The 20,353-nt window shown below is 73.1% G+C and carries 15 protein-coding genes; 8 read left to right on the forward strand and 7 right to left on the reverse strand.

The genetic code is table 11. The features are described from left to right. Positions 1-14: 14 nt before the first annotated feature. The 3 genes from ACIBK9_RS14245 to ACIBK9_RS14255 are packed head-to-tail and all read right to left on the reverse strand — an operon-like array spanning position 15 to position 2,984. Entirely contained in the window at positions 15-1,394 is a 1,380-nt protein-coding gene (locus ACIBK9_RS14245) for an FAD-dependent oxidoreductase (protein WP_358295642.1), read from the reverse strand. Position 1,395: 1 nt separating this feature from the next. Further along, a complete protein-coding gene (locus tag ACIBK9_RS14250) occupies positions 1,396-1,797 on the reverse strand; it encodes an SgcJ/EcaC family oxidoreductase (RefSeq protein ID WP_358295174.1) in 402 nt (133 codons plus the stop codon). An 11-nt stretch (positions 1,798-1,808) separates the two neighbouring features. Then, complete coding sequence (locus tag ACIBK9_RS14255; protein ID WP_358295171.1) at positions 1,809-2,984, reverse strand: acyl-CoA dehydrogenase family protein; 1,176 nt, start codon at positions 2,982-2,984, stop codon at positions 1,809-1,811. Positions 2,985-3,158: 174 nt separating this feature from the next. On the opposite strand from ACIBK9_RS14255, the gene ACIBK9_RS14260 reads away from it, so the two are divergent. After that, positions 3,159-4,367 (forward strand): acyl-CoA dehydrogenase family protein, encoded by a 1,209-nt coding sequence (locus ACIBK9_RS14260; protein ID WP_397158196.1) that lies wholly within the window; start codon positions 3,159-3,161, stop codon positions 4,365-4,367. A gap of 87 nt (positions 4,368-4,454) precedes the next feature. Here ACIBK9_RS14260 and ACIBK9_RS14265 read toward each other — a convergent pair whose 3' ends face one another. The 4 genes from ACIBK9_RS14265 to ACIBK9_RS14280 all read right to left on the reverse strand — a co-directional run bounded on the left by ACIBK9_RS14265 (position 4,455) and on the right by ACIBK9_RS14280 (position 10,634). Then, a complete protein-coding gene (locus ACIBK9_RS14265) occupies positions 4,455-5,930 on the reverse strand; it encodes an MFS transporter (RefSeq protein ID WP_397158982.1) in 1,476 nt (491 codons plus the stop codon). Between the two features lie 96 nt (positions 5,931-6,026). After that, complete coding sequence (locus tag ACIBK9_RS14270; protein WP_397158198.1) at positions 6,027-7,085, reverse strand: glucose-1-phosphate thymidylyltransferase; 1,059 nt, start codon at positions 7,083-7,085, stop codon at positions 6,027-6,029. A 72-nt stretch (positions 7,086-7,157) separates the two neighbouring features. Next, entirely contained in the window at positions 7,158-10,223 is a 3,066-nt protein-coding gene (locus tag ACIBK9_RS14275) for a BTAD domain-containing putative transcriptional regulator (RefSeq protein ID WP_397158200.1), read from the reverse strand. A gap of 216 nt (positions 10,224-10,439) precedes the next feature. Beyond that, positions 10,440-10,634 carry a hypothetical protein gene (locus ACIBK9_RS14280; protein WP_397158202.1) on the reverse strand — a complete coding sequence of 65 codons (195 nt, stop codon included), beginning with the start codon at positions 10,632-10,634 and terminating at the stop codon, positions 10,440-10,442. A gap of 367 nt (positions 10,635-11,001) precedes the next feature. Between ACIBK9_RS14280 and ACIBK9_RS14285 the strand changes: the two genes are divergently transcribed. The 7 genes from ACIBK9_RS14285 (at position 11,002) to ACIBK9_RS14315 (ending at position 20,352) form a co-directional block, all read left to right on the forward strand. Beyond that, positions 11,002-11,328 carry a hydroxyisourate hydrolase gene (locus ACIBK9_RS14285; RefSeq protein WP_357982008.1) on the forward strand — a complete coding sequence of 109 codons (327 nt, stop codon included), beginning with the start codon at positions 11,002-11,004 and terminating at the stop codon, positions 11,326-11,328. An 18-nt stretch (positions 11,329-11,346) separates the two neighbouring features. Further along, positions 11,347-13,098, forward strand: a complete 1,752-nt coding sequence (locus ACIBK9_RS14290; RefSeq protein WP_397158205.1) for a 2-isopropylmalate synthase — start codon at positions 11,347-11,349, stop codon at positions 13,096-13,098. Positions 13,099-13,155: 57 nt separating this feature from the next. Beyond that, positions 13,156-15,927 (forward strand): AAA family ATPase, encoded by a 2,772-nt coding sequence (locus tag ACIBK9_RS14295; protein ID WP_387673770.1) that lies wholly within the window; start codon positions 13,156-13,158, stop codon positions 15,925-15,927. A 144-nt stretch (positions 15,928-16,071) separates the two neighbouring features. After that, positions 16,072-16,260 (forward strand): acyl-CoA carboxylase epsilon subunit, encoded by a 189-nt coding sequence (locus ACIBK9_RS14300; protein WP_352366329.1) that lies wholly within the window; start codon positions 16,072-16,074, stop codon positions 16,258-16,260. Positions 16,261-16,295: 35 nt separating this feature from the next. Then, complete coding sequence (locus ACIBK9_RS14305) at positions 16,296-17,288, forward strand: DUF1702 family protein (RefSeq protein ID WP_397158207.1); 993 nt, start codon at positions 16,296-16,298, stop codon at positions 17,286-17,288. A 155-nt stretch (positions 17,289-17,443) separates the two neighbouring features. Further along, positions 17,444-18,409 (forward strand): DUF1702 family protein, encoded by a 966-nt coding sequence (locus tag ACIBK9_RS14310; RefSeq protein ID WP_387674355.1) that lies wholly within the window; start codon positions 17,444-17,446, stop codon positions 18,407-18,409. Then, on the forward strand, positions 18,406-20,352 hold the full coding sequence (locus tag ACIBK9_RS14315) for a CRTAC1 family protein (RefSeq protein ID WP_397158209.1): 1,947 nt from the start codon (positions 18,406-18,408) through the stop codon (positions 20,350-20,352). The genes ACIBK9_RS14310 and ACIBK9_RS14315 overlap by 4 nt, the downstream gene beginning before the upstream one ends. Position 20,353: the final 1 nt, after the last annotated feature.

A 20,353-nucleotide genomic window follows, 5' to 3' on the forward strand; every position in this document is an offset into this window, starting at 1 on the left:
TCGTTCGGACGGGGTCAGGACTTGAGCAGCGGCACCTGCGGGCGCTGCTCGGGGGCGGCGGCCGGCGCCGGGCCGCCGCCGCTCTGGCACAGGACCCGCAGCATGAGCGCGGGCCGCATGAGCGTCTGCGGCGGGTCCACCAGCCCGGCCACCCGCATGAACGCGGCCGTGACCGCGCCGTCGCGGGCCGCCGCTGCGTGCAGGCGCGCCATGTAGGCGTTGCCGATGCGCACCTTGGCGGTACGCCGCCCCTCCACCCCGGGGAAGGCGAGGTCGGCGCCGGCGGAGATGTCCCACGGGACGTCGATGACCCGCGAGATGTCCCGGAAGAAGGCCCGCCAGGGCGGCACCGCGCCCGCCTGGAGGTGCTCGCGCAGGATCATCGCCTCCATGGCGGCGACGGTCATGCCCTGCCCGTAGACGGGGTTGAAGCTGCACACGCCGTCGCCCAGCACCAGCAGGCCGTCGGGGAAGGCGGGCAGACGCTCGTAGCGGCGCCGCACGCTGGCCGGGAAGGTGAAGGTGACGCCCTCGTCGAGCGGCTCGGCGTCGCGGACGGCGTCGTAGACGTCGGGCACGGGCAGGGACTTGGCGAAGGCGAGGAAGCCCTCCAGGTCGGCCGGCGGGTGGTCGCCCAGGATGCCGGTGAGGGAGAGCATGCTCATGTCGCCGGGCAGCTTGGGGAAGAACGCGCCGCGCGGGTTCGCCGGCGAGGCGACGGGGTTGATCGACAGGTCCTCGCCGTACGGGTCGCGGCGCAGGCGGAAGTGGCGGGTGGTGTAGGCCAGGCCGATCTTGACGCGGTCCTCGTCCGGCCGGGGGAAGCCGAGCTCCTGGAGCCAGGCGGGGGTGCGCGAGCCGCGGCCCGTCGCGTCCACCAGCAGGTCGCAGGCCAGGTGCTCCTCGACGCCGTCCGTCCCGCGGACGCGGACGCCGGTGACCCGGTCGCGGGCCGGGGTCGCGGTCGGCCCGAGGATGTCGGTGCGCTCCAGGAAGCGCACGTTGGGCAGGGCCGAGACGCGGTTCCTGACCTGCTCCTCCAGGACGGGCCTGGTGGCCGAGACGCTGATCAGGCCGGTGGGGGCCGGGCGCAGCCGGCGGCCGTTGAAGTACCAGCGCAGGCTGGTGGCCAGGTCTCCGGCGGGCACCCCGTCGTCGATCATCTGCTGGGTGAGGCCAGGGAACAGCTCGTCCAGGATCTGCTGGCCGCGGGCCAGCAGGGCGTGGGCGTGGCAGCCGTGCGGCACGCCCCGGCGCGGGCCCGCCGCGCCGGTCAGCGTGTCCCGGTCCACCAGCAGGACCTCGGCGCAGTGCTCGGCGAGCACGCGCGCGGCCAGCAGCCCCGCCATGCCTCCGCCGAGCACCACCGCGCGCTGTGCGACGTGAGCGGCCATCTCAGTCACGCGGGCTGTTCTGGTAGGCGGCCAGCTTCCACTGCCCGTCGCGGCGGACGGCCAGCCAGGAGGCGCGGACCGCGCGCTCGGGGGCGACCTCGCTCTCCCCGGCCGCCAGCACGCCGCCCTCGGTGGTCAGCAGGCAGACGTCCTCCGCCAGGAAACGCAGGTCGATGGGCTGCCCGGTGACCTGGGTGCCCTGGTACGGCCCGGCGAAGGCGTGGGTCATGAAGGCGCGGATCTCGGCCTGGCCCTTGCGGTACACGCCGGGCAGGATCATCGAGCCGTCCTCGGTGAAGACGGCGGCGAACGCCTCGGCGTCGTGGGCGGCCCAGGCGGCGATGATCTGCTGCGGCAGGGCGGCGACGGCGAGGGTCTGGTCGGGGGCGGACACGGTGGTCATGGCGATCTCCTTCAGATGTAGAGGGTGTCGGGTTCGAGGCCGCACAGAATCCGCCCGTACAGCTCGGCGTTGGTGTTGGGGTGCATGAGGGCGTGCTGGTTGACGGCGTGCACGTCGCGGGCGATGCGCTGGATGGGCACGTCGCTGTAGATGGAGGAGCCGCCGCTGGCGGTGGCCAGGATGTCGACGGCCTCCTTGGCCAGGCGGCAGACGGCGCCCATGTCGGCGCGGGCGCGGACGCGCTCCTCGATCGTCCACTGGGCGGAGTCGGCGTCCTTGGCGTCCACGGTGGCGGACAGGCGGTGGGCGTGGAACTCGGCCTGGTCGATCTTGAAGGTGGCCTCGGCGACCTGGAGGTGGGTCAGCGGGGCGGCGCTCTGGCTGGCGTACCCGGTGTAGGTGATCTTGCGGTCGGGCAGCCGCTCGAAGAAGACCTCGCGGGCGGCCTTGGCCAGGCCGAGCACGGTCCCGACCGAGGAGGCGGCGGCCACCGGCAGCAGCGGCGAGCGGTAGATCGGGGAGCCGGCGTTGGCGCCGTCGGCGTGCTGTCCCTGGAGGATCGCGCCCAGCGGCATGACCCGCGCGGCCGGGACGAACAGGTCCTGGGCCACGGTGCTGACGCTGCCGGTGCCGCGCAGGCCGGAGGTGTGCCAGTCGTCGATGACGGTCAGGTCGCTCATCGGCACCAGCGCCATGACCGGCTCGGGCTCGCTGTCCGGGCCGACGACGACGGCCACGATCTCCTGCCAGTGGCTGTGGTGGGCGCCGCTGACGAAGCCCCACTTGCCGTTGACCACGATGCCGCCCTCGGCGCGCACGGCCATCGCCGTGGGGCTGAGCGTGCCGCAGATGCGCACGTCGGGGGTGGCGAACACCTCGTCTTGGACGGCCTCGGGGAAGTGGGCGGCCATCCAGGTCGGGATCCAGTAGACCGAGGCCGTCCACGCCGCGGCGCCGTCGGCGCGGCCCAGCTCGGCGGCGACCTCGACCAGGGTGCGCGTGTCCGCCTCGAAACCGCCGTAGCGGCGCGGCGTCCGCAGCCTGAAGACGCCGGCCTCGGCCAGCGCCTCGATCGTCTCCTCGTGCAGCCTGCGGTTCTCCTCCGCCCAGGCCGCGTTCCTGCGCAGGACAGGGCCTGCCTCCGTCGCGCGGCGGACGAGGTCTTCCCGCGCCGGAGCACCTGTCATCAACACCATGTCCTCCCGGGACGTCAGTCGAGACACTGCTCCCTGAACGTCCCATTCGCCGGTTGACGGGCGCATCTTCCGGCGTGCGGGATTGCCGGGCACGCACGGAGATGCGAAGGTCACCGGCGCCGGGCGAGCCTTGAGGGAAAACCCGAGACGAAGGGTTCGCGCAGCATGACAGCCGTCACCCACGCCCCCATGGCTCCGCCCGAGCCCGGGCTCACCCCCGACGAGATCGTCGCCAGGGCCGAGGCCATGGTGCCCGCCCTGGTCGAGCGCCAGGCCGAGACGGAGCGGCGCACCTACTACGCCCCCGACACCCACGAGGCGTTCGCCAGGGCGGGCTTCTACCGCATCCTGGTCCCCCGCCGCTTCGGCGGCTACGAGTTCGGCGTGGAGACCTTCATGCGGGTGTCGATGACGCTCGCGCGGGGTTGCCCGTCCACCGGCTGGATGTACTCCTTCGGCTCGGCGCACACGCTGGCGGTGGCCACGCTGTTCGGCGAGCGGGCCCAGAGCGAGCTGTTCGCCTGCGGGGACTTCGTCTGCCCGGCCACGGTCGCGCCCGGCGGCTCGGCCCGTCCGGACGGCGAGGGCGGGTGGCTCCTCGACGGCACCTGGAGCTACTGCTCGGGAGCCCCGTACGCCACCCACTTCATGGGCCACGTCGTCGTGGACGGGCAGCCGATGTTGTTCGTCGCGCCGCGCGACCAGTGGCGCCGGCTGGACGACTGGGGCGGCCAGCTCGGCCTGAAGGGCAGCGGCTCGCACAGCATCGCCATGGAGGGCGGCCGCGTCCCCGGCCACCTCACGCTGCCGATCCACCTCAGCCAGGCCGTCGTCACCGGCGGCACCCCGGGCCGGGACCTGCACGGCAACCCCGAGTACGGCGGCGGCCCGCTCAGCGTCATGCTGCTCGGCAGCGCGGCCGTCGTGCTCGGCATGGCCCAGGGCGCCCTGGACGCCTACGAGGAGCTGATGCGGACCAGGACGACCATCTTCCCGCCGTTCACCACCCGCGCCGAGGACCCCGACTACCAGTTCTGGTACGGCGAGGCCGCCGGCATGCTCGCCGCCGCCGAGGCGGCCATGACCAACGCCGTCCAGCAGTGGAGCCGGACCTGCGCGGCGGGCCCGGAGGCGTTCACCAGGGAGCGGGACGTGCGCCTGGCCACCGTCAGCCGCGAGGTCGCCCGGCTGGCCTGGCGGGCCGTGGAGGGCTGCCTGTTCCCGACGGCCGGTTCCAGCGCGGTCAGGGACGGCCAGCGCATGGAGCGGATCTGGCGGGACATGTCCACCACGCACAGCCACGCCGGATTCGCGATCTACCTGGCGGCCCTGGCCAACCGGGAGCTGTCCCGCGCCCGGTTCGGCCTGGACTGACCCTCCGGACGGCGAAGGCGGGCCCGGTGAACCGGGCCCGCCTTTCTCGTGTGCTCGGTCTCGTGCGCTCGGTCTCGTGCGCTCGGCTCAGTCCACCAGGACGGGCTCCTGGTCCGGCTGGTGGTGGCCGTCGTGAACCCCGGCGAAGGGCGCCACGCCGCGCAGCCGGACCAGCGCGAGCACGGCCAGCACGGCGCACAGGGCCGCGCTCGCCCAGGCGACCGCGTGCAGCCCGGCGGTGAACGCCTCGCGGGCCGCGCCGAGCAGCGCCGCGCCCTGGTCGGCGGGCAGCTGCCCGGCCACGGTGACCGCGCCGGTGATGCCGTCCTGGGCGAGCGCCGGGGTGCCGGCGGGCGGGGCGAACGTGCCCCGGTAGACGGCGGTGCCGAGGCTGCCCAGGGTCGCGACGCCGAGCGCGACGCCGAACTCGCCGCCGGTGGCCACCAGCGAGGCGGCCGAACCGGCCTGCTCCGGCGGGCTGGTGCTCATCGCCACCTGGTTGATCATGCCGCCGACCGGCCCGACGCCGAAGTAGCACACGCCCAGGAAGACGATCAGCGCGGTCACCGCGCCCACGACGACCTGGGTGAGCAGGAGCTGCCCGACGACCGCGATCACCATGCCGCCGCCCAGCAGGTACGCCGGCCGCACCCGGCTGGCCAGCCGCGGGGTGAGGTTGATCGAGACGATGAGCGCGACGGCCGGGCCGAGCAGCCACAGCCCCGCCTCCAGCGGCGACATGCCCTCGACCGTCTGCAGGAACAGCGCGACCTCCATGCCGGTCCCGGTCTGCAGCGCCCCGCACAGCAGCCCGATCAGCACCGCGGCGGTGAACGCGCGGTGGCGGAACAGCCGCACGTCCAGCAGCGGGTGGGCCAGCGCGCGCTGCCGGTGCACGAACACCGCCCCCACGAGCAGCCCGGCGGCGACCGCGACGGCCGGACCGGCGCCCCAGCCGTCGCGGGCGACCGCCTTGAGCCCGTAGATCAGCGGCAGGATCGCCGCCAGCGACAGCACGACGCTGACCAGGTCGATCCGGCCGCCGGCGGGATCGCGGAACTCCGGCAGCAGCGGGGCCGCGGCCAGCAGCAGGAGCATGACCGGCACGCCCATCAGGAAGACCGACCCCCACCAGAAGCGCTCCAGCAGCGCGCCGCCGACCACCGGGCCGAGCGCGATGCCCAGCATGAAGGCCGTGCCCCAGGCGGCCATGGCCAGGCCGAACTGGCGGGGGTCGCGGAACATGACGCCGATCAGCGACAGCGTCGAGGGCAGCAGCGTGGCCCCGGCGACGCCGAGCAGCGCGCGGGCCGCGATCAGCATCTCGGGGCTGGTGGAGAAGGCGGCCAGGAGCGACAGCAGGCCGAAGGCCGCGCCCCCGGCCAGCAGCAGCCGCCGGCGGCCGATCCGGTCGCCGAGCGAGCCCATGGTGACCAGGAACCCGGCGGTCATGAAGCCGTAGATGTCGGTGATCCACAGTTGCTGGGTGGCGTCCGCGCCCAGGTCGGCGCTGAGGTGCGGCAACGCCAGGAACAGCACGCTGATGTCCAGGGCCACGAGCATCGTGGGCAGGAACAGCGCCACCAGCCCGAGCCACTCTTTCCGCCCCGCGCGCGGGGCGCCGTCGTCGGTCACGTCCTCACTCCTTGTTCCCTGGGTTCATGTGGTCAGCTCGATCCGCGTGTGGTCGCCGACCACGAGACGGTGGTCGCTGCGGCCGGGAGCGACGGTGGTGTAGCGCCCGATGAGCGAGCCGCGCAGGCCGCTGGCGGCCACGATGGAGGCGCCGTCGAGCACGATGGAGTCGGACAGGCGGGTGGAGCGCACCACGCAGTCGCGTCCGATGGAGGTGCCGGGCCCGATGTGGCTGTCCACGATCAGGGTGTCCGGGCCGATGATCGCCGGTCCCTCGACGACGGAGGCGACCACCCGCGCGCCGGGGCCGAGCACGACGTCGCCGCGTACCAGGCTGGTGGCGTCCACGTGGCCGGCGATGTCGCGGGAGAGCCGGGCCAGCAGCCGCCGGTTGCACTCCAGGACGTCCTCGACGCGGCCGGCGTCGCTCCAGTAGCCGCGGTAGAGGCTCGCCCTGACCTCCTGGCCGGACGTCAGCAGCCACTGGACGGCGTCGGTGATCTCCAGCTCGCCCCGGCGTCCGGGGACGATGCGGTCCACCGCCTCGTGGACGGCCGGGGTGAAGAAGTAGACGCCGGTCATGACCAGGTCGCTGCGCGGCTGCTCCGGCTTCTCCACCACCCGCAGCACCGCGCCGGTCTCGTCGGTCTCGACGACGCCGAACGGCCGCGGGTCGGCCACCCGGTGCACCACGATCTGGGCGGCCGGGCGCAACGCGTGGAACTCCTCGGCGATCGGGCCGATGCCGTCGGCCAGGACGCAGTCGCCGAGGTACATGACGAAGTCGTCGCCGCCGAGGAAGGGTCGCGCCAGTTTGACGCAGTGGGCCAGCCCCAGCGGGCGGAGCTGGCGGATGTAGGTGACGCGCGTCCCGAACCGCGAGCCGTCGCCGACGACCTCGGCGATCTGCGCCTCCCTGTCGCCGACCACGAGGCCGATCTCGGTCACGCCGAGCGCGCGCAGGCTCTCCAGCACGTGCTCCAGGACCGGTTTGTTGGCGATCGGGATGAGCTGCTTCGGCATGGAGTGGCTCAAGGGACGCATGCGGGTGCCCGACCCGCCGGACAGCACCAGAGCCTTCATGCTCGCCAGAATCCCAGCGACGGGCCCCCGCGGGCATCTCTGACAGTGCGGGATGACGGCGAAGAAGGGCTGTCAGCCGATGCCCTCCACCAGCCCGGCGGCCGAGGACAGGTTGTCGCGCAGCCGCTGACCGGCCCGTTCGTCGACCGTGTCGGCCAGTTCGTGCACCCGCGACAGCGCCCGTTCGGCCGCGCTGGCGTCGCCGAGGGCGACCAGCACCTCGCTCAGCATCGTGAGCGTCTGCGCCTCGAACAGCGGCGCGCGCATCTGGCGGAACAGCGTGACCGCCTTGCGCAGGCGGCCGATCGCGTCGCCGGGCTCGTTCGCGGTGACGGCCAGCTCGCCCAGCCCGGCCAGGGCGTGCGCCTCGGCCAGGCGGTGGCGGGCGGTCTCGGCCACGGCCAGCGCCCGGCGCAGCAGGTCGCCGGCCTCGCGCAGGCGTCCCCTGCGCAGGTGGGCGATGCCGAGGCCGTGCAGGGCGAAGGACTCGCCGACGGTGTCGCCGATCTCCTCCACCAGCGTGAGCGCCTCCTCGAACGCGCCGGCCGCCAGCGCGAACTCCTCGGCCTGCAGGTGCACCCGGCCCATCCGGTGCAGGATCTGGGAGATGATGCGCCGGCTGCCGCCGCTCTTCCCGCGGACCAGCGCCTCGGCCAGCATGATCTTGGCGTCGTCGATGTCGCCGCACTCCGACCGGATGGCGGCCAGGTTGTCCAGCGTGTGCGCGGCCGAGATCTGGTCGCCGATGTCGGTGAAGATGGCCAGCGCCTGCTCCAGGTGCGTCGCGGCGGCGTCCAGCTGGCCGTTCATGCGCTCCAGGAACGCCAGGTTCCGCCGGGACCGGGCGATCTGCACGACGTTGCCGGTCTTCTCGAACAGCGTCAGGGCCGCCTCGAAGTCGCGTCTGGCCTCGCCGAAGTGCTGCTCGGTCTGGGCCAGCGTGCCGCGCACGCACAACATCTCGGCCTGGCCGCGCTCGTCCCCCGCCCGGCGGGCGGCCTCCAAGGCGATCTCCTGGATCTCGCGCCAGTCGTCGAGGTAGACGTGCAGCTCGAAGAAGGGCTCGGCGTTCATCGCGGTGCGCCAGCACAGCTCCACGAAGCCGGCCTGGGCGGCCTGGCGGATGCCGGCCAGCAGCACGTGGCGCTCGCGTTCGAACCAGCCGATCGGGTCGGCGACCAGCCGCTCGACCAGCTCGGCCGGGAGCGGCGAGTCGGGGCCGGGCCGCAGGTGGGGGCCTGCGGGCGGGCCGTACTCGCGGGTCCTGGCGGTCTCGGTGAGGCGGTGCAGCGCGTCGAGCACGCGGGCCAGCGCCGCGCTGCGCTCGGCGGGCGGCTCCTCGGCGGCCAGGCGTTCGTGGGCGTAGACGCGGATGAGGTCGTGGAAGCGGTACTGGACGTTGACGTTCCTGCCGACCCCGGCGACCTCGATGAGCTGGGCGTCGACCAGGTCGTCGAAGAGGTCCTGGGCGTCGGCCAGCGGCCGGTCGAGCAGGGCGGCGCCGGTCCAGGCGGAGAAGATGTGCGAGTGCAGGATCGCCAGCCGGCGGAACAGGCGGCGGGCGTGCTCGGTGAGCGCGTCGTAGGTGAGCGACAGGCTGGCCCTGATGCCCATGTCGCCGTGCTTGAGCTCGTCGAGCCGGCGGGCCTCGTCGCCGAGCCGGTCCACGAGCTGTTCCACGGCCCAGTGGGGGCGCGAGGCCAGGCGAGCGCCGGCGATGCGCAGCGCGAGGGGCAGGAAGCAGCACAGCTCGGCCAGGGCGGCGGCCGACTCCGGCTCGGCCCGTACGCGCTCGGCCCCGGCGATGCGGGACAGCAGCTCGACGGACTGGGCGGCGTCGAAGAGGTCGACGTCCACGTGGGTGGCGCCGGCCAGCCCGCCGAGCCGGGTCCGGCTGGTGGTGATGACGGCCGAGGTCGGGCTGCCGGGTAACAGCGGCAGCACCTGGCTCTCGGCGGCGGCGTCGTCGAGCACGATCAGCATCCTGCGGTCGGCCAGCAGCATGCGGTACAGCTCGGCCCGCTCGCCGAGGGTGTCGGGCAGCGCCGTCCCCTGCACGCCGCAGGCCCGCAGGAACCGGTCGAGCACCTGCATCGGGTGGACCGGGCGGGAGACGCCGCCGTGCAGGTCGGCGAAGAGCTGGCCGTCGGGGAAGTGCGCGGCGACGCTGTGCGCGGCGTGCACGGCGATCGTGGTCTTGCCGATCCCGGCCCGCCCGGCGACCGCGATGACGGGCACGGCGAAGCGGCCGTCCCCGGCCAGGGGGACGGTCACCCGCTGCCTGATGACGTCGAGCTGGGCCTGCCGCCCGATGAAGTCGGCGATGTCGGAAGGGAGCATGCCGGGCACCGCGGGCGGACGGGCGGGCGGCTCGGCCGGGGCCGCCGCGGGCGGCGGCTGCGCCTCCAGGCTCTCGTCGGAGGTGAGGATGGCCGATTCGAGCTGCTGGAGCCGTTCGTTGGGCTCGATGCCCAGCTCCTCGACGATGACCCGCCGGGCGTCGCGGTAGACCTGGAGCGCCTCGGCCTGCCGTCCTGAGCGGTAGAGGGCGACCATGAGCTGGGCGGCCAGTCCCTCCCTGAGCGGGTGTTCCTGGACCAGCGCGGCCAGCTCGCCGACGAGCTCGTGGTGGCGGCCGAGGTCCAGTTCGAGCTGCACGCAGTCCTCGTTGGCGGTGACGCGCTGCTCGGCGACCCCGCTGGCCAGCGCCTGCACGGCCCTGCTGTCGATGCCGTCGAAAGCCGGGCCGCGCCACAACCCCAGCGCCTCGCGGTAGTGCTGGATGGCCTCGGGGAAGGAACGTCCGTCGCGAGCCTTGCGGGCCCGGCTCACAAGGCTCTCGAAACGGCGTGCGTCGATCGCGTCGGCGGGGGCGCGCAACATGTAGCCCTGCCGGGTGGTGACGATCATCTCGGGGTGGCCGTGGGCGCTGAACAGGCGCCTGAGCGCGGAGATGCAGATCTGCACCTGTGCGCGCGACGTGGCCGGGGGGTCCTCGTCGTAGATCGCCTCGACGAGGCGGTCCAGTGTGACCGAGTGATTGGCGTTCAGGATCAGGACGGCGAGGACGATCTGCTGCCGCGCCCCGCCAAGATCGAGCTGTCTGTCGCTCGCAGTTACCTCGAGCGCACCCAACACGCGAAACTCCACCCGCATCCCCTCAAACAAATCATCGCCCTCGGTCAAAGATCTTTCCCGAAGCGACCGGAATCCGGGCGTGATTGCCATGATGAGCGGCGTAACTGGTGCTTACCCCTCAAAAGTTTCTGCCATGGTTTGGGTGGATGGTACAACGCCCTTGGGTATGTGGCCAGTTTTGGAGCGTTTCAGGGCGATCCGTGTTGCCTGTCACCGTCAGCGCTGAAAGGCGCCCTCGATCAGGCCCCACGGCCAGTCCATCGTGCCGGTGACGGTGTCGTGCTGGCCGGCGGACGGAACGGCGTGCGCGGGGGCCGGCGCGGCGGCGATGGCGGCGAAGCCGGCCAGCGCGGCGAGCAGCAGCGCGAGGGTGAGGCGGACGCGGGCGGTGAGGGTGGTGGTCGCGGTCATTTCGATCTACCTCCGGGTGATTACCGCGGTCTTCGCCGCGGCTTCGGAAATGACGCTCACACGGTGCGCAATTCGCGCTTTATCCATCTTCTTTTCCCCGGGCATCAGCGCACGTTGGACGCTGTGCGCACCCGTCCCCGCACCCGCCGGCGATAGCGGCGATAGCGCGAAATAAGGCGGCCGCCTCTTTTCGCGATCGGCGGCGATCGGACGGCGATAGCGCGGCGATAGCGGCCGGAGGTCCGGCGGATAGGCGGCGGCGCGAGCCTTGGGCGCGAGCCCGGGCGGCGCGACCTGTCGTCGTCCGGGTGGCCATGTGCGCGGACGGCCCGCGCGGACCACTCGGAGAGGTTCGATGGGAATAGCGGTGCAAGCCCAGGACGCGGTCTACGGCCGGGGTGCGGCCGACCTGCACGTACGCCTGGACCATGACGCCGACGGGCAATGGGTGCTCGAAGCCGAGACCCGTACGGACCAGGACGGATCGGTCAGCGAGTGGGCCGACCGCCCGCTCGACCGCGGCCTGTACCGCATCGTGTTCGCCACCGACCCGTACTTCGTCGGGCTCGGGCTGCGGCCGGCGTATCCGGAGATCGTCGTCACCTTCCGCATGGTGGACGAGACCGCCGTGAACCACATCGTCGTGCTGATCTCGCCGCATTTCTCGACCGTCTATTTCGGATCGCTCAGCTGAGGGACAGTGAGGCCGGACATGAAGATCAGCCGCTATCGACCCTTCCCCCGGATGCCGCTCGGCGACCGCGCCTGGCCGGACGCCGTGCTCACCGCGCCGCCGCGCTGGTTGTCCACCGACCTGCGGGACGGCAACCAGGCGCTGCCCAGGCCCATGGACCCCGGCCGCAAGCTGGTGCTGTTCGACCTGCTGGTGGGCATGGGCTACAAGGAGATCGAGGTCGGCTTCCCGGCGGCGAGCCAGGACGACTACGACTTCGTCCGGCTCCTGGTCGAGCGCGACCGCATCCCGGACGACGTGTGCGTGACCGTGCTGACCCAGGCGCGCGACGAGCTGATCGAGCGCACGGTGGAGAGCGTGAGCGGGGCGCCCGGGGCGACGATCCACCTCTACAACGCGACCTCGCCGCTGGCGCGGCGGCTGGTGTTCGGGATGAACCGGGACGAGTGCAAGGACCTGGCGGTCCAGGGAACCCGATTGGTCATGAAATATGCCGATAAATTACTCGAAGAGGGTGATGTTCGGTTTCAGTACTCGCCTGAGCATTTCCACGACACCGAGCCGGACTTCGCGCTGGAGGTCTGCGCGGCCGTCATGGACGTCTGGCAGCCGGGCCCCGACCGGCCGATCATCCTGAACTTCCCGACGACGGTCGAGCGCTCGACGCCCAACGTGTTCGCCGACCAGATCGAGTGGCTGCACCGCAACCTGCCGCACCGCGAGCACGTCTGCCTGTCGGTGCACACGCACAACGACCGCGGCACCGGGGTCGCGGCGGCCGAGCTGGCGATGCTGGCCGGCGCCCAGCGCGTCGAGGGCTGCCTGTTCGGCAACGGCGAGCGGGCGGGCAACGTCTGCCTGGTCACGCTGGGCCTGAACCTGGCCACCCAGGGCGTCGACCCCGGCGTCGACTTCTCCGAGCTCGACCGGGTGCGGCGCGTCGTCGAGGAGTGCACCGGGCTCGCGGTGCCGCCGCGCCACCCGTACGGGGGCGACCTGGTGTTCACCGCCTTCTCCGGCGGGCACCAGGACGCGATCAAGAAGGCGTTCGACGCCATGGACCGGGAGGCGGCCCGTACCGGGAACGACCCGGCGGAGCTGCCGTGGGAGGTGCCGTACCTGCCGGTGGACCCGCGGGACCTGGGGCGCACGTACGAGGCGGTGGTCCGGGTCACCAGTCAGTCGGGCAAGGCGGGACCGGCGTACCTGCTGAACGCCCGGTACGGGATCACGCTGCCGCGCGGGCTGCAGATCGAGCTGGGCCGGGCCGTCCAGGCGATGGCGGAGGCCGGGCAGGGCGAGGTCGAGCCGGAGCGGATCAGGCGGCTGTTCGAGCAGGAGTACCTGACCCCCGGCGACCCCGGCGGCCTGCCCGGCGATCTCGCCGGGACGGTGGCCACGCTGCACGTCGACGGCGGCGCGTACGGGCAGGCCCGATCCGACACGGCGGCGGCGCTGCGCGCGGCGCTGGAGGCCGCCGGCGTCCGGGTCCGGGCCGTGCACCACCTCGACGGCGCGGCCGGCGCCGCCGGCGGCGAGGTGACCGTCTACGCCCGGTGCGGCCTGGACGGCGGCACGGCGTGGGGCGCCGGCGCCGCGCCCGACGCGGTAGCCGCGGCCCTGGCCGCCGTGGGCACGGCCGTGGCCCGCGCCCGCCGCGCGCACCCGCCGACCGCCGCACCCGCCCCCGACCCTGCCCCCGACCTGGCCCTTCCCGAGCCCGGACGCCGGCGCGCGGCCAGGAACCGGCGGCTGATGGCGGGACGATAGAGATCGAATACCACCCCGGCCTAGCGTGAGCGCAACACGACATGTGGGGAGACGGCCATGACTCTCATCGAACGGCAGGAGGAGATGTCCTGCCTGGAGTCGCTCGTCGCCAACGCCATCCTCGGCCGTGGACGGGTCGCGCTGGTCAGCGGGCCCGCCGGGACGGGCAAGAGCGCGCTGCTGCGCGCGTTGTCCGAACAGGCCATAGAGCTGGGCGCGCTCGCGGTGACGGCGACAGGATCGCGCATGGAGCAGGACCTGCAACTGGGCCTGCTCCGCCAGCTCATCCAGGACGCCCCCTTGGTCGAGGAGGAGCGCGAGCGCTCGGAGAAACTGCTGGCGGAGGGCGTGCGGACCGCGACCGCGGCGCACGCCGACGCCGAGCGGCTGCTCGACCCGCAGGTCGTGCACGCCCTCGTCACGGTGCTGCTCGACCTGTCCGAACGCTGCCCGCTGGTGGTCGTCGTGGACGACGTGCACCACGCCGACCGCACGTCCCTGCTCTGCCTGGCCTACCTGGCGCGGCGGGTGCGCAACGCGCGGATCGTGGCGGTGTTCGCGCTCAACGACCGGCAGGGCACGGACGGTCCGCTGGAGACCGACCTGCTGCGGCTGCCGCACTGCCTGCGCCTGCAGCTCGCCCCGCTCTCCCGCAGGGGCGTGGCCGCGCTGGTGGCGGGCCAGGTGGGGCTCAGCGCGACCGAGCGGTTCGCCGACGAGTGGCACACGATCAGCGGCGGCAACCCGCTGCTGGCCGGCGAGCTGGCCGCCGACTACCGCCAGCACCTGCGGGCCGTGGAGGAGCCGCCGCGCGAGCTGGTCGTCGGCGACCGGTTCGTCCGGGCGGTCGAGACGTGCCTGCGGCGCAGCCACCCGCGTACCGTCCGGGTGGCGCAGGGCCTGGCCATCCTCGGCGAGGCCGACGGGCTGGCCGAGATGCTCGAACTGCCCGCCGTGGACGTCAGCAGGGAGCTGCTCACGATCGGCGCGACCGGCCTGCTGCGCGGCGGCGGCTACCGGCACGAGGCGGTGCGCTCGGCGGTGCTGGCCGGCATGGACCTGTCCGAGCGCAAGGAGCTGTACCGCCGCGCCGCCGAGCTGGCCTACACGCGCGGCGTGCGGCCCGGCGTGGTCGCCGACCGCCTGCTGCAGGCCGCCAGGGTCGAGGCGCCGTGGGTGGTGCCGACGCTGGAGGAGGCCGCGCTGGCCGCGCTGCGCAAGGGCGAGGTGGAGTCGGCGGTGGCCTACCTGAAGCTGGCCTGGCGCGAGTGCACCGACGAGCTCCAGCGCTCCAAGCTGATGACCATGCTGGTCCGCGCGGAGTGGCGGATCAACCCGGCCACCCCCGCCGGGCACCTGGACCAGCTCACCGAGGCGCTGCAGAAGGGCAGCCTGCACGGCAGCGACGCCGTCGTGCTGGCCCGCGCGCTGCTGTGGCACGGCCGCTTCGAGGACGCCCGCGACGTGCTGGAGCAGCTCAACCAGGAGGCGTCGGCGTCCGACCACGCGACGCTGGCCGAGCTGGTCGTGGCGCAGCTCTGGCTGCGGGTGACCTGCCCGCCGCTGGCCGCGTACGTGGCCAACCCGCCGCGCGAGCACATCCTGGCCGGGATGGTGTCGGTCGCCGTCAACCGGCGGCTGGAGTCCACGCTCGCGCTGGCCGAGGTGCTCACCCACGGCCCGCGCGAGCACAACCTCGACGCCGTCGAACGAATTTTAGAGGGCGAGCGGCTGGACGAGATGTCCCTGGACGTCGTGGAGAACTCGCTGCTCGCCCTCACCTACGCCGGGCGCTGCGAGCGCGCGGCGCCGCTGTGCGACCTGTTCGGCGACGAGGCGGCGGCAAGGCAGGCGCCGAGCCGCCGGGCCCGGCTGGCGGCCATCCGGGCCGAGATCGCGATCCGCCAGGGCGACATGCCCGCCGCCGAGCGGCACGCCCGCATCGCGCTGGACACGATCCCGATGAGCAGCTGGGGCGTGGCCATCGGCGGCCCGCTGGCCAGCCTGGTCATCGCGCTGACCGCGATGGGCCGGCACGAGGCCGTGCGTGACCCGCTGGACCGGCCGGTCGCCGAGGCCATGTTCCAGACCCGCTACGGCCTGCACTACCTGTACGCCCGCGGCCGCTACAACCTGGCCGGCGAGTCGTTCGTGGCCGCCCTGCACGACTTCCTGCGCTGCGGCGAGCTGGTGACGGCCTGGGGCCTGAACAACCCGGCGCTGATCCCCTGGCAGGCCGACGCGGCCGAGGCGTGCCTGCGGATGGGCCAGACCGAGGAGGCCAGGGAACTGATCAAGGCCCACCTGGACGGCTGCGGCCCCGGCGCCTACCGGGGACGCGGCATCGGGATGCGGCTCAAGGCGGCCGTCTCCGAGCCGGCCCGCCGTCCGGCGCTGCTGCGCCAGGCGGTGGAGTACCTCCAGCTCGCCGGCGACCGGTACGAGCTGGCCAGGGCCCTGTTCGACCTGGTGGAGGCGTACGAGGCGCTGGGCGAGTTCCGGCGGGCCCGGACGGTGGCCGGACGCGCGCAGGCGGCGGCCCTGGAGTGCGGGGCCGAGCCGATGATCGGCGCGCTCAGCCGGGCGGCGGACGCGGACGGCGCGCCATCCCCCCTGCCGGGCGACCTGATCGGCGTGCTGAGCGTCGGCGAGCGCCGGGTCGCCGCGCTGGCGGCGGCCGGTTACAGCAACCGTGAGATCGCGGCCAAGCTCTACATCACGATCAGCACCGTCGAGCAGCACCTGACCCGCACCTACCGCAAGCTGAACATCCGCCGCCGGGCCGACCTCCCGCTCGTGGTGGAGTTCGACGACACCGCCCAATCCTGACCGCCCGATCCTGACCCGGGCCGACCCGGTCCGGCGAGCCTTCCGCCGCCGGACCGGGTTCACCCGTGCTCACCTGTGCTCCCGGTGGGCACCGGGCATGCAGGAAGTTGCGGCCGCGCGGGCCCGCGGGCGAGCGTCGAAGGCATGGAACTCACCGTGGTGCGGGGGCAGGCGACCCCCGAGGAACTCGAAGCGGTCGTCGCGGCGGTCTTCCGCCGCCTGGCCGAGGCGGCCGAGCGCGAGGCGTCGGCGTGGTCGGACCCGTCCGTGTTGGTGCGCAGCCCACTGCCCGGCGGGGGCGGCGACTGGCGGCTGGCGGCCTGGGCGAGCTGACCCGGGTCTTCACGGTACTGGAGGAGGAGCACACCATGTCGTCTCTGCTCGGTTCGCTGCGCCGGCTCGTGCTGGCGCCATCCCTGGCCGACGTGACCTTCGGCGCACGCGGCTTCCCCGTCGTCCCCTCGGCCCTCACCGGCCGTCTGGAGGCGATCCCGCAGGCCGTCGTGTGCGGCTTCGAGTGGGGCATCGACGTCCGCGACCAGTGGGAGATCGAGCGCCGGCTGTCCCTGGTGGACGTCGAGCAGCGCGGCTTCGCCTACGAGGGCGCGACGATGGCCTTCACCGTGCTGGACGCCATGGGCGGCGGGCGCGGGCGGCGTACCCGGGACCTGCTCATGGGCCCAGGGCAGCCGCACATCTTCCTGGCCTACATCGGCATCGGCTTCGCCATGGCCCGGCTGCCGCGGGTGTTGTGGAAGAAGGTGCTGCCCGACCTGGACGGCACCCCGTACCACCCGGTGATGAGCTGGCTGGCCGTGGACGGGTACGGCTTCGACCTGGCCTACTTCCACACCCGCCGGTACGTGGACGGGCAGCAGGTGCCGGCCCCCTACCCCTGGCAGGGCAACGCGGCCTACTTCCCGCGCGCCGTGGACCAGGGCGTCGGCCGGGCGTTGTGGTTCATCCACGGCGGCAGGCCGGGCGACGTGGCCACGGCGGTGCGCGCGTTCGCCGCGGGGCGGCAGGCGGACCTGTGGAGCGGGGTCGGGCTGGCGGCCACGTTCGCCGGGTGCGCGGCGGGCGCGGCCGCGGTGCTGCGCGAGGAGGCCGGGGAGCACCGGGGCGAGCTGGCCCAGGGCTCGGTGTTCGCGACCAAGGCCCGGCACTACTCGGGGTTCGTCCCGGAGCATTCGGCGGCCACCGGCGCGGTGCTGACCGGGCTCGACGTGGCCGGCGCGGTCGCGCTGGCCGACGACGGCGAAGTCGCCGCGGGCACCTCGGAACGCGTCCCGGATTACGAGCTGTGGCGCGGCAGGGTGCGCGCGCATTTCGCGGCCGAGGCCGAGCTCCCGGCCCGCTGAGCGTTTCCCTGAATAAGCACGTCATTCGCTTTCGCACGCCCAAAAATGAGCCTCCGAGCTGAGCAAACCCGAAGTTGCCCGGCCACCGGGCGGCATGTGTCAATGAAATTGGATTGTTCGGGCTATAAGCGGCGGAGGCTCAATTGGCAAGCGCATTGCGGTCACTGAGACGCAGAATTCTGGTGCCGGACGTCGGCGAGACGAAAGTCGAAACGCGCGGCTTCTGGGTGAAGAACGCGGCGTCCACCGAATTACTGGAGACGGTCGGCGAATACTTTCTCGCCGGTTACGCCCACGCCGTGGAGTCACGCACCGTCGCCGAGGCCGAGGACCGGCTCGAAGAGGTGCCCGCCCGCTTCCGCGGCTTCGCCTACGAGGGCGCGGGCATGGGCTTCGCCATCCTGGACTGCATGACCTTCGGCGACCTGCGCCGGGTCAACGCCTGCCTCCAGGGACGCGGGCACCACCACAACTACATGATCTACGTGGGGATCGGCTGGGCCATGGCCCGGCTCCCCCGCTTCCTGTGGCCCAAGCCCCGGCTGCTGGACCCGCTGCTGCTGTGGCTGGTCCACGACGGGTACGGCTTCCACCAGGCCTACTTCCACACCGACCGGTACGTGCACCAGCAGGTGCGCGAACCCCGCTTCTCCTGGCCGGCCGGCCAGGAGGACTACGCGGCCCACGCCCTCGACCAGGGCATCGGCCGCGCCCTGTGGTTCGTCGCCGGCACCAGCGCCGAGCGGGCGGTCACGCTGCTCGAACGGTTCCCCGAGTCCCGCCACGCCGATCTCTACGCCGGCCTCGGCCTGGCCGCCACCTACGCGGGCGGCGCCGACGACGCCGAGCTGCGGTGGCTGCGCGAGCGCGCCGGAGCGCACCGGGGGCCGCTGGCCCAGGGCAGCGTGTTCGCCGCCGAGGCCAGGATCCGCGCCGGGCTGCTCTTCCCGCACACCGAGTCGGCCGTGGGCGTTCTCTGCGGCACCACGGCGGAGCAGGCGGCCGAGGTGAGCCGCGTGACCCGCCCCACCGCGACAGCACAGGACTCGCCGCCCGCCTATGAGGCGTGGCGCCGGCGTATCGCCGAGACGTTCGTCTTCCATGGAGGTGTTCCCTCGTGAGCTCGGTAGCCGCGTGGTTGCGCAAGCAGGCGGCCGGAGTCGCCGCACTCGCGCTGATGATCGCCGTCTTCGCGATCGGCCACCCGACCTTCGCCTCCGACGCGACCAAGGCCGAGATGGCCGGCGCGTACGGCTTCAAGTCCCTGGCGATCGCGATGCCGGGCGGCGGCCCGGCCAAGACCGTCCGCAAGGTGAACCAGGCCTACAAGCACATCGACGCCTGGATCTCCTCGGTGGGGGCCGCGATCGCGCTCAACGACCTCGACGGCAACGGCAGGGACGACGACCTGGTGATCGTGGACCCGCGTACCGACCAGGTGGTCGTCACCCCGGCGCCGGTCGAGGGCGGCGGCGAGCGGTACCGGCCGTTCGCGCTGTCGCTCGGCTCGCTGCCGGTCACCGACGCGATGGCGCCCATGGGCGCGGTGCCCGCCGACTACAACGACGACGGCCGCACGGACCTGCTGGTCTACTGGTGGGGCCGCACGCCCACGCTGCACCTGCAGCGGCCGACCGCGGCCCGGTTCGAGGCCGCCGCCTTCGACGCGGCCGAGCTGGTGCCCAACGCGGGCGGCGCGAAGTACACCGGCGAGGTGTGGAACAGCAACGTCGCGACCGTCGCCGACTTCGACGGTGACGGCAGGCAGGACATCTTCGTCGGCAACTACTTCCCCGACGGCAGCCCGGTCCTCGACAGCCGCGTGGACGGCGGCGTGCAGATGAACCACTCGCTGTCCAGGGCACTCAACGGCGGCCGGGACTACTTCTTCCGCGGCACCGGCAACGGCGGCTTCACCCGCCTGGACGGCGTGCTGCCGCCGGACGTCTCCACCGGCTGGGAGCTCGGCGCGACCAGCGCCGACCTGGACGGCGACGGCCTGCCCGAGCTGCTGCTGAACAACGACTTCGGGCCCGACCACCTGCTCTACAACACCTCCTCCCCCGGCACGATCAAGTTCTCCCCCACCGTCGGGACGCACGAGATCGGCGTGCCGAAGTCGAAGGTGCTCGGCGAGGACTCCTTCAAGGGCATGGGCTCGGACGCCGGCGACCTCAACCACGACGGCGTCCTGGACTTCTTCGTCAGCAACATCACCACCCCGTACGGCATCCAGGAGAGCAACTTCACGTTCCTGTCCACCGTCAAGACCCAGGCCGAGCTGCGCGAGAAGCTGCGGCAGGGCCAGGCGCCGTGGAAGGACCTCAGCGCCGAGCTGCGCACCGCCTGGTCCGGCTGGGGCTGGGACCCGAAGATCGAGGACTTCGACAACGACGGCGAGAACGAGATCGTCCAGGCGACCGGGTTCGTCAAGGGCGACGTCAACCGCTGGCCGCCGCTGCAGGAGCTGGCCGCCGCCAACGACGGCGTGACCAGCAACCCCAAGTCGTGGCCGAACGTCACCGAGGGCGGCGACATCGCCGGCGCGCAGACGCTGGCCTTCTTCGCCAAGGGCCCCGACGGCCGCTACGCCAACCTGTCGGAGCAGCTCGGCCTGGCCGTGCCCGTGCCCACGCGCGGCATCGCGACCGGGGACGTCAACGGCGACGGCCTGATCGACTTCGCGGTGGCCCGCCAGTGGGAGGCCCCCGCCTTCTACCTCAACACCAGCCGGTCGGCCGGCTCGTTCCTCGGGCTGCGCCTGCTGCACGACACCCCCTCCGCGGCCGGCCCGCTGCCCGCCGCCGGATCGCCGGTGATCGGCGCGACGGTGACCGCCACCACGCCCGACGGCCGCTCCTTCATGGGCCGCGTGGACGGCGGCAGCGGCCACTCCGGCAAGCGCGCGCACGCGGTGCACATCGGCCTCGGCGCGAACGTCACCGGCCCCGTGCGGGTCAAGCTGAGCTGGCGCGACCGCGCCGGACAGCGGCACCAGCAGGAGCTCACGCTCACCCCCGGCTGGCACACCCTCCAGCTCGGCTCGCAAGCGAAGGAGAAGTGAC

Source organism: Nonomuraea sp. NPDC050227 (assembly GCF_044459705.1).
Taxonomy (GTDB): domain Bacteria; phylum Actinomycetota; class Actinomycetes; order Streptosporangiales; family Streptosporangiaceae; genus Nonomuraea.

Bases quoted from the DNA above. Each gene is read 5' to 3' on its own strand.
- ACIBK9_RS14245 (WP_358295642.1), bottom strand. From the start codon at position 1,394: ATGGCCGCTCACGTCGCACAGCGCGCGGTGGTGCTCGGCGGAGGCATG.
- ACIBK9_RS14250 (WP_358295174.1), bottom strand. From the start codon at position 1,797: ATGACCACCGTGTCCGCCCCCGACCAGACCCTCGCCGTCGCCGCCCTG.
- ACIBK9_RS14255 (WP_358295171.1), bottom strand. From the start codon at position 2,984: ATGACAGGTGCTCCGGCGCGGGAAGACCTCGTCCGCCGCGCGACGGAG.
- ACIBK9_RS14260 (WP_397158196.1), top strand. From the start codon at position 3,159: ATGACAGCCGTCACCCACGCCCCCATGGCTCCGCCCGAGCCCGGGCTC.
- ACIBK9_RS14265 (WP_397158982.1), bottom strand. From the start codon at position 5,930: ATGCTCGTGGCCCTGGACATCAGCGTGCTGTTCCTGGCGTTGCCGCAC.
- ACIBK9_RS14270 (WP_397158198.1), bottom strand. From the start codon at position 7,085: ATGAAGGCTCTGGTGCTGTCCGGCGGGTCGGGCACCCGCATGCGTCCC.
- ACIBK9_RS14280 (WP_397158202.1), bottom strand. From the start codon at position 10,634: ATGACCGCGACCACCACCCTCACCGCCCGCGTCCGCCTCACCCTCGCG.
- ACIBK9_RS14290 (WP_397158205.1), top strand. From the start codon at position 11,347: ATGAAGATCAGCCGCTATCGACCCTTCCCCCGGATGCCGCTCGGCGAC.
- ACIBK9_RS14295 (WP_387673770.1), top strand. From the start codon at position 13,156: ATGACTCTCATCGAACGGCAGGAGGAGATGTCCTGCCTGGAGTCGCTC.
- ACIBK9_RS14300 (WP_352366329.1), top strand. From the start codon at position 16,072: ATGGAACTCACCGTGGTGCGGGGGCAGGCGACCCCCGAGGAACTCGAA.
- ACIBK9_RS14305 (WP_397158207.1), top strand. From the start codon at position 16,296: ATGTCGTCTCTGCTCGGTTCGCTGCGCCGGCTCGTGCTGGCGCCATCC.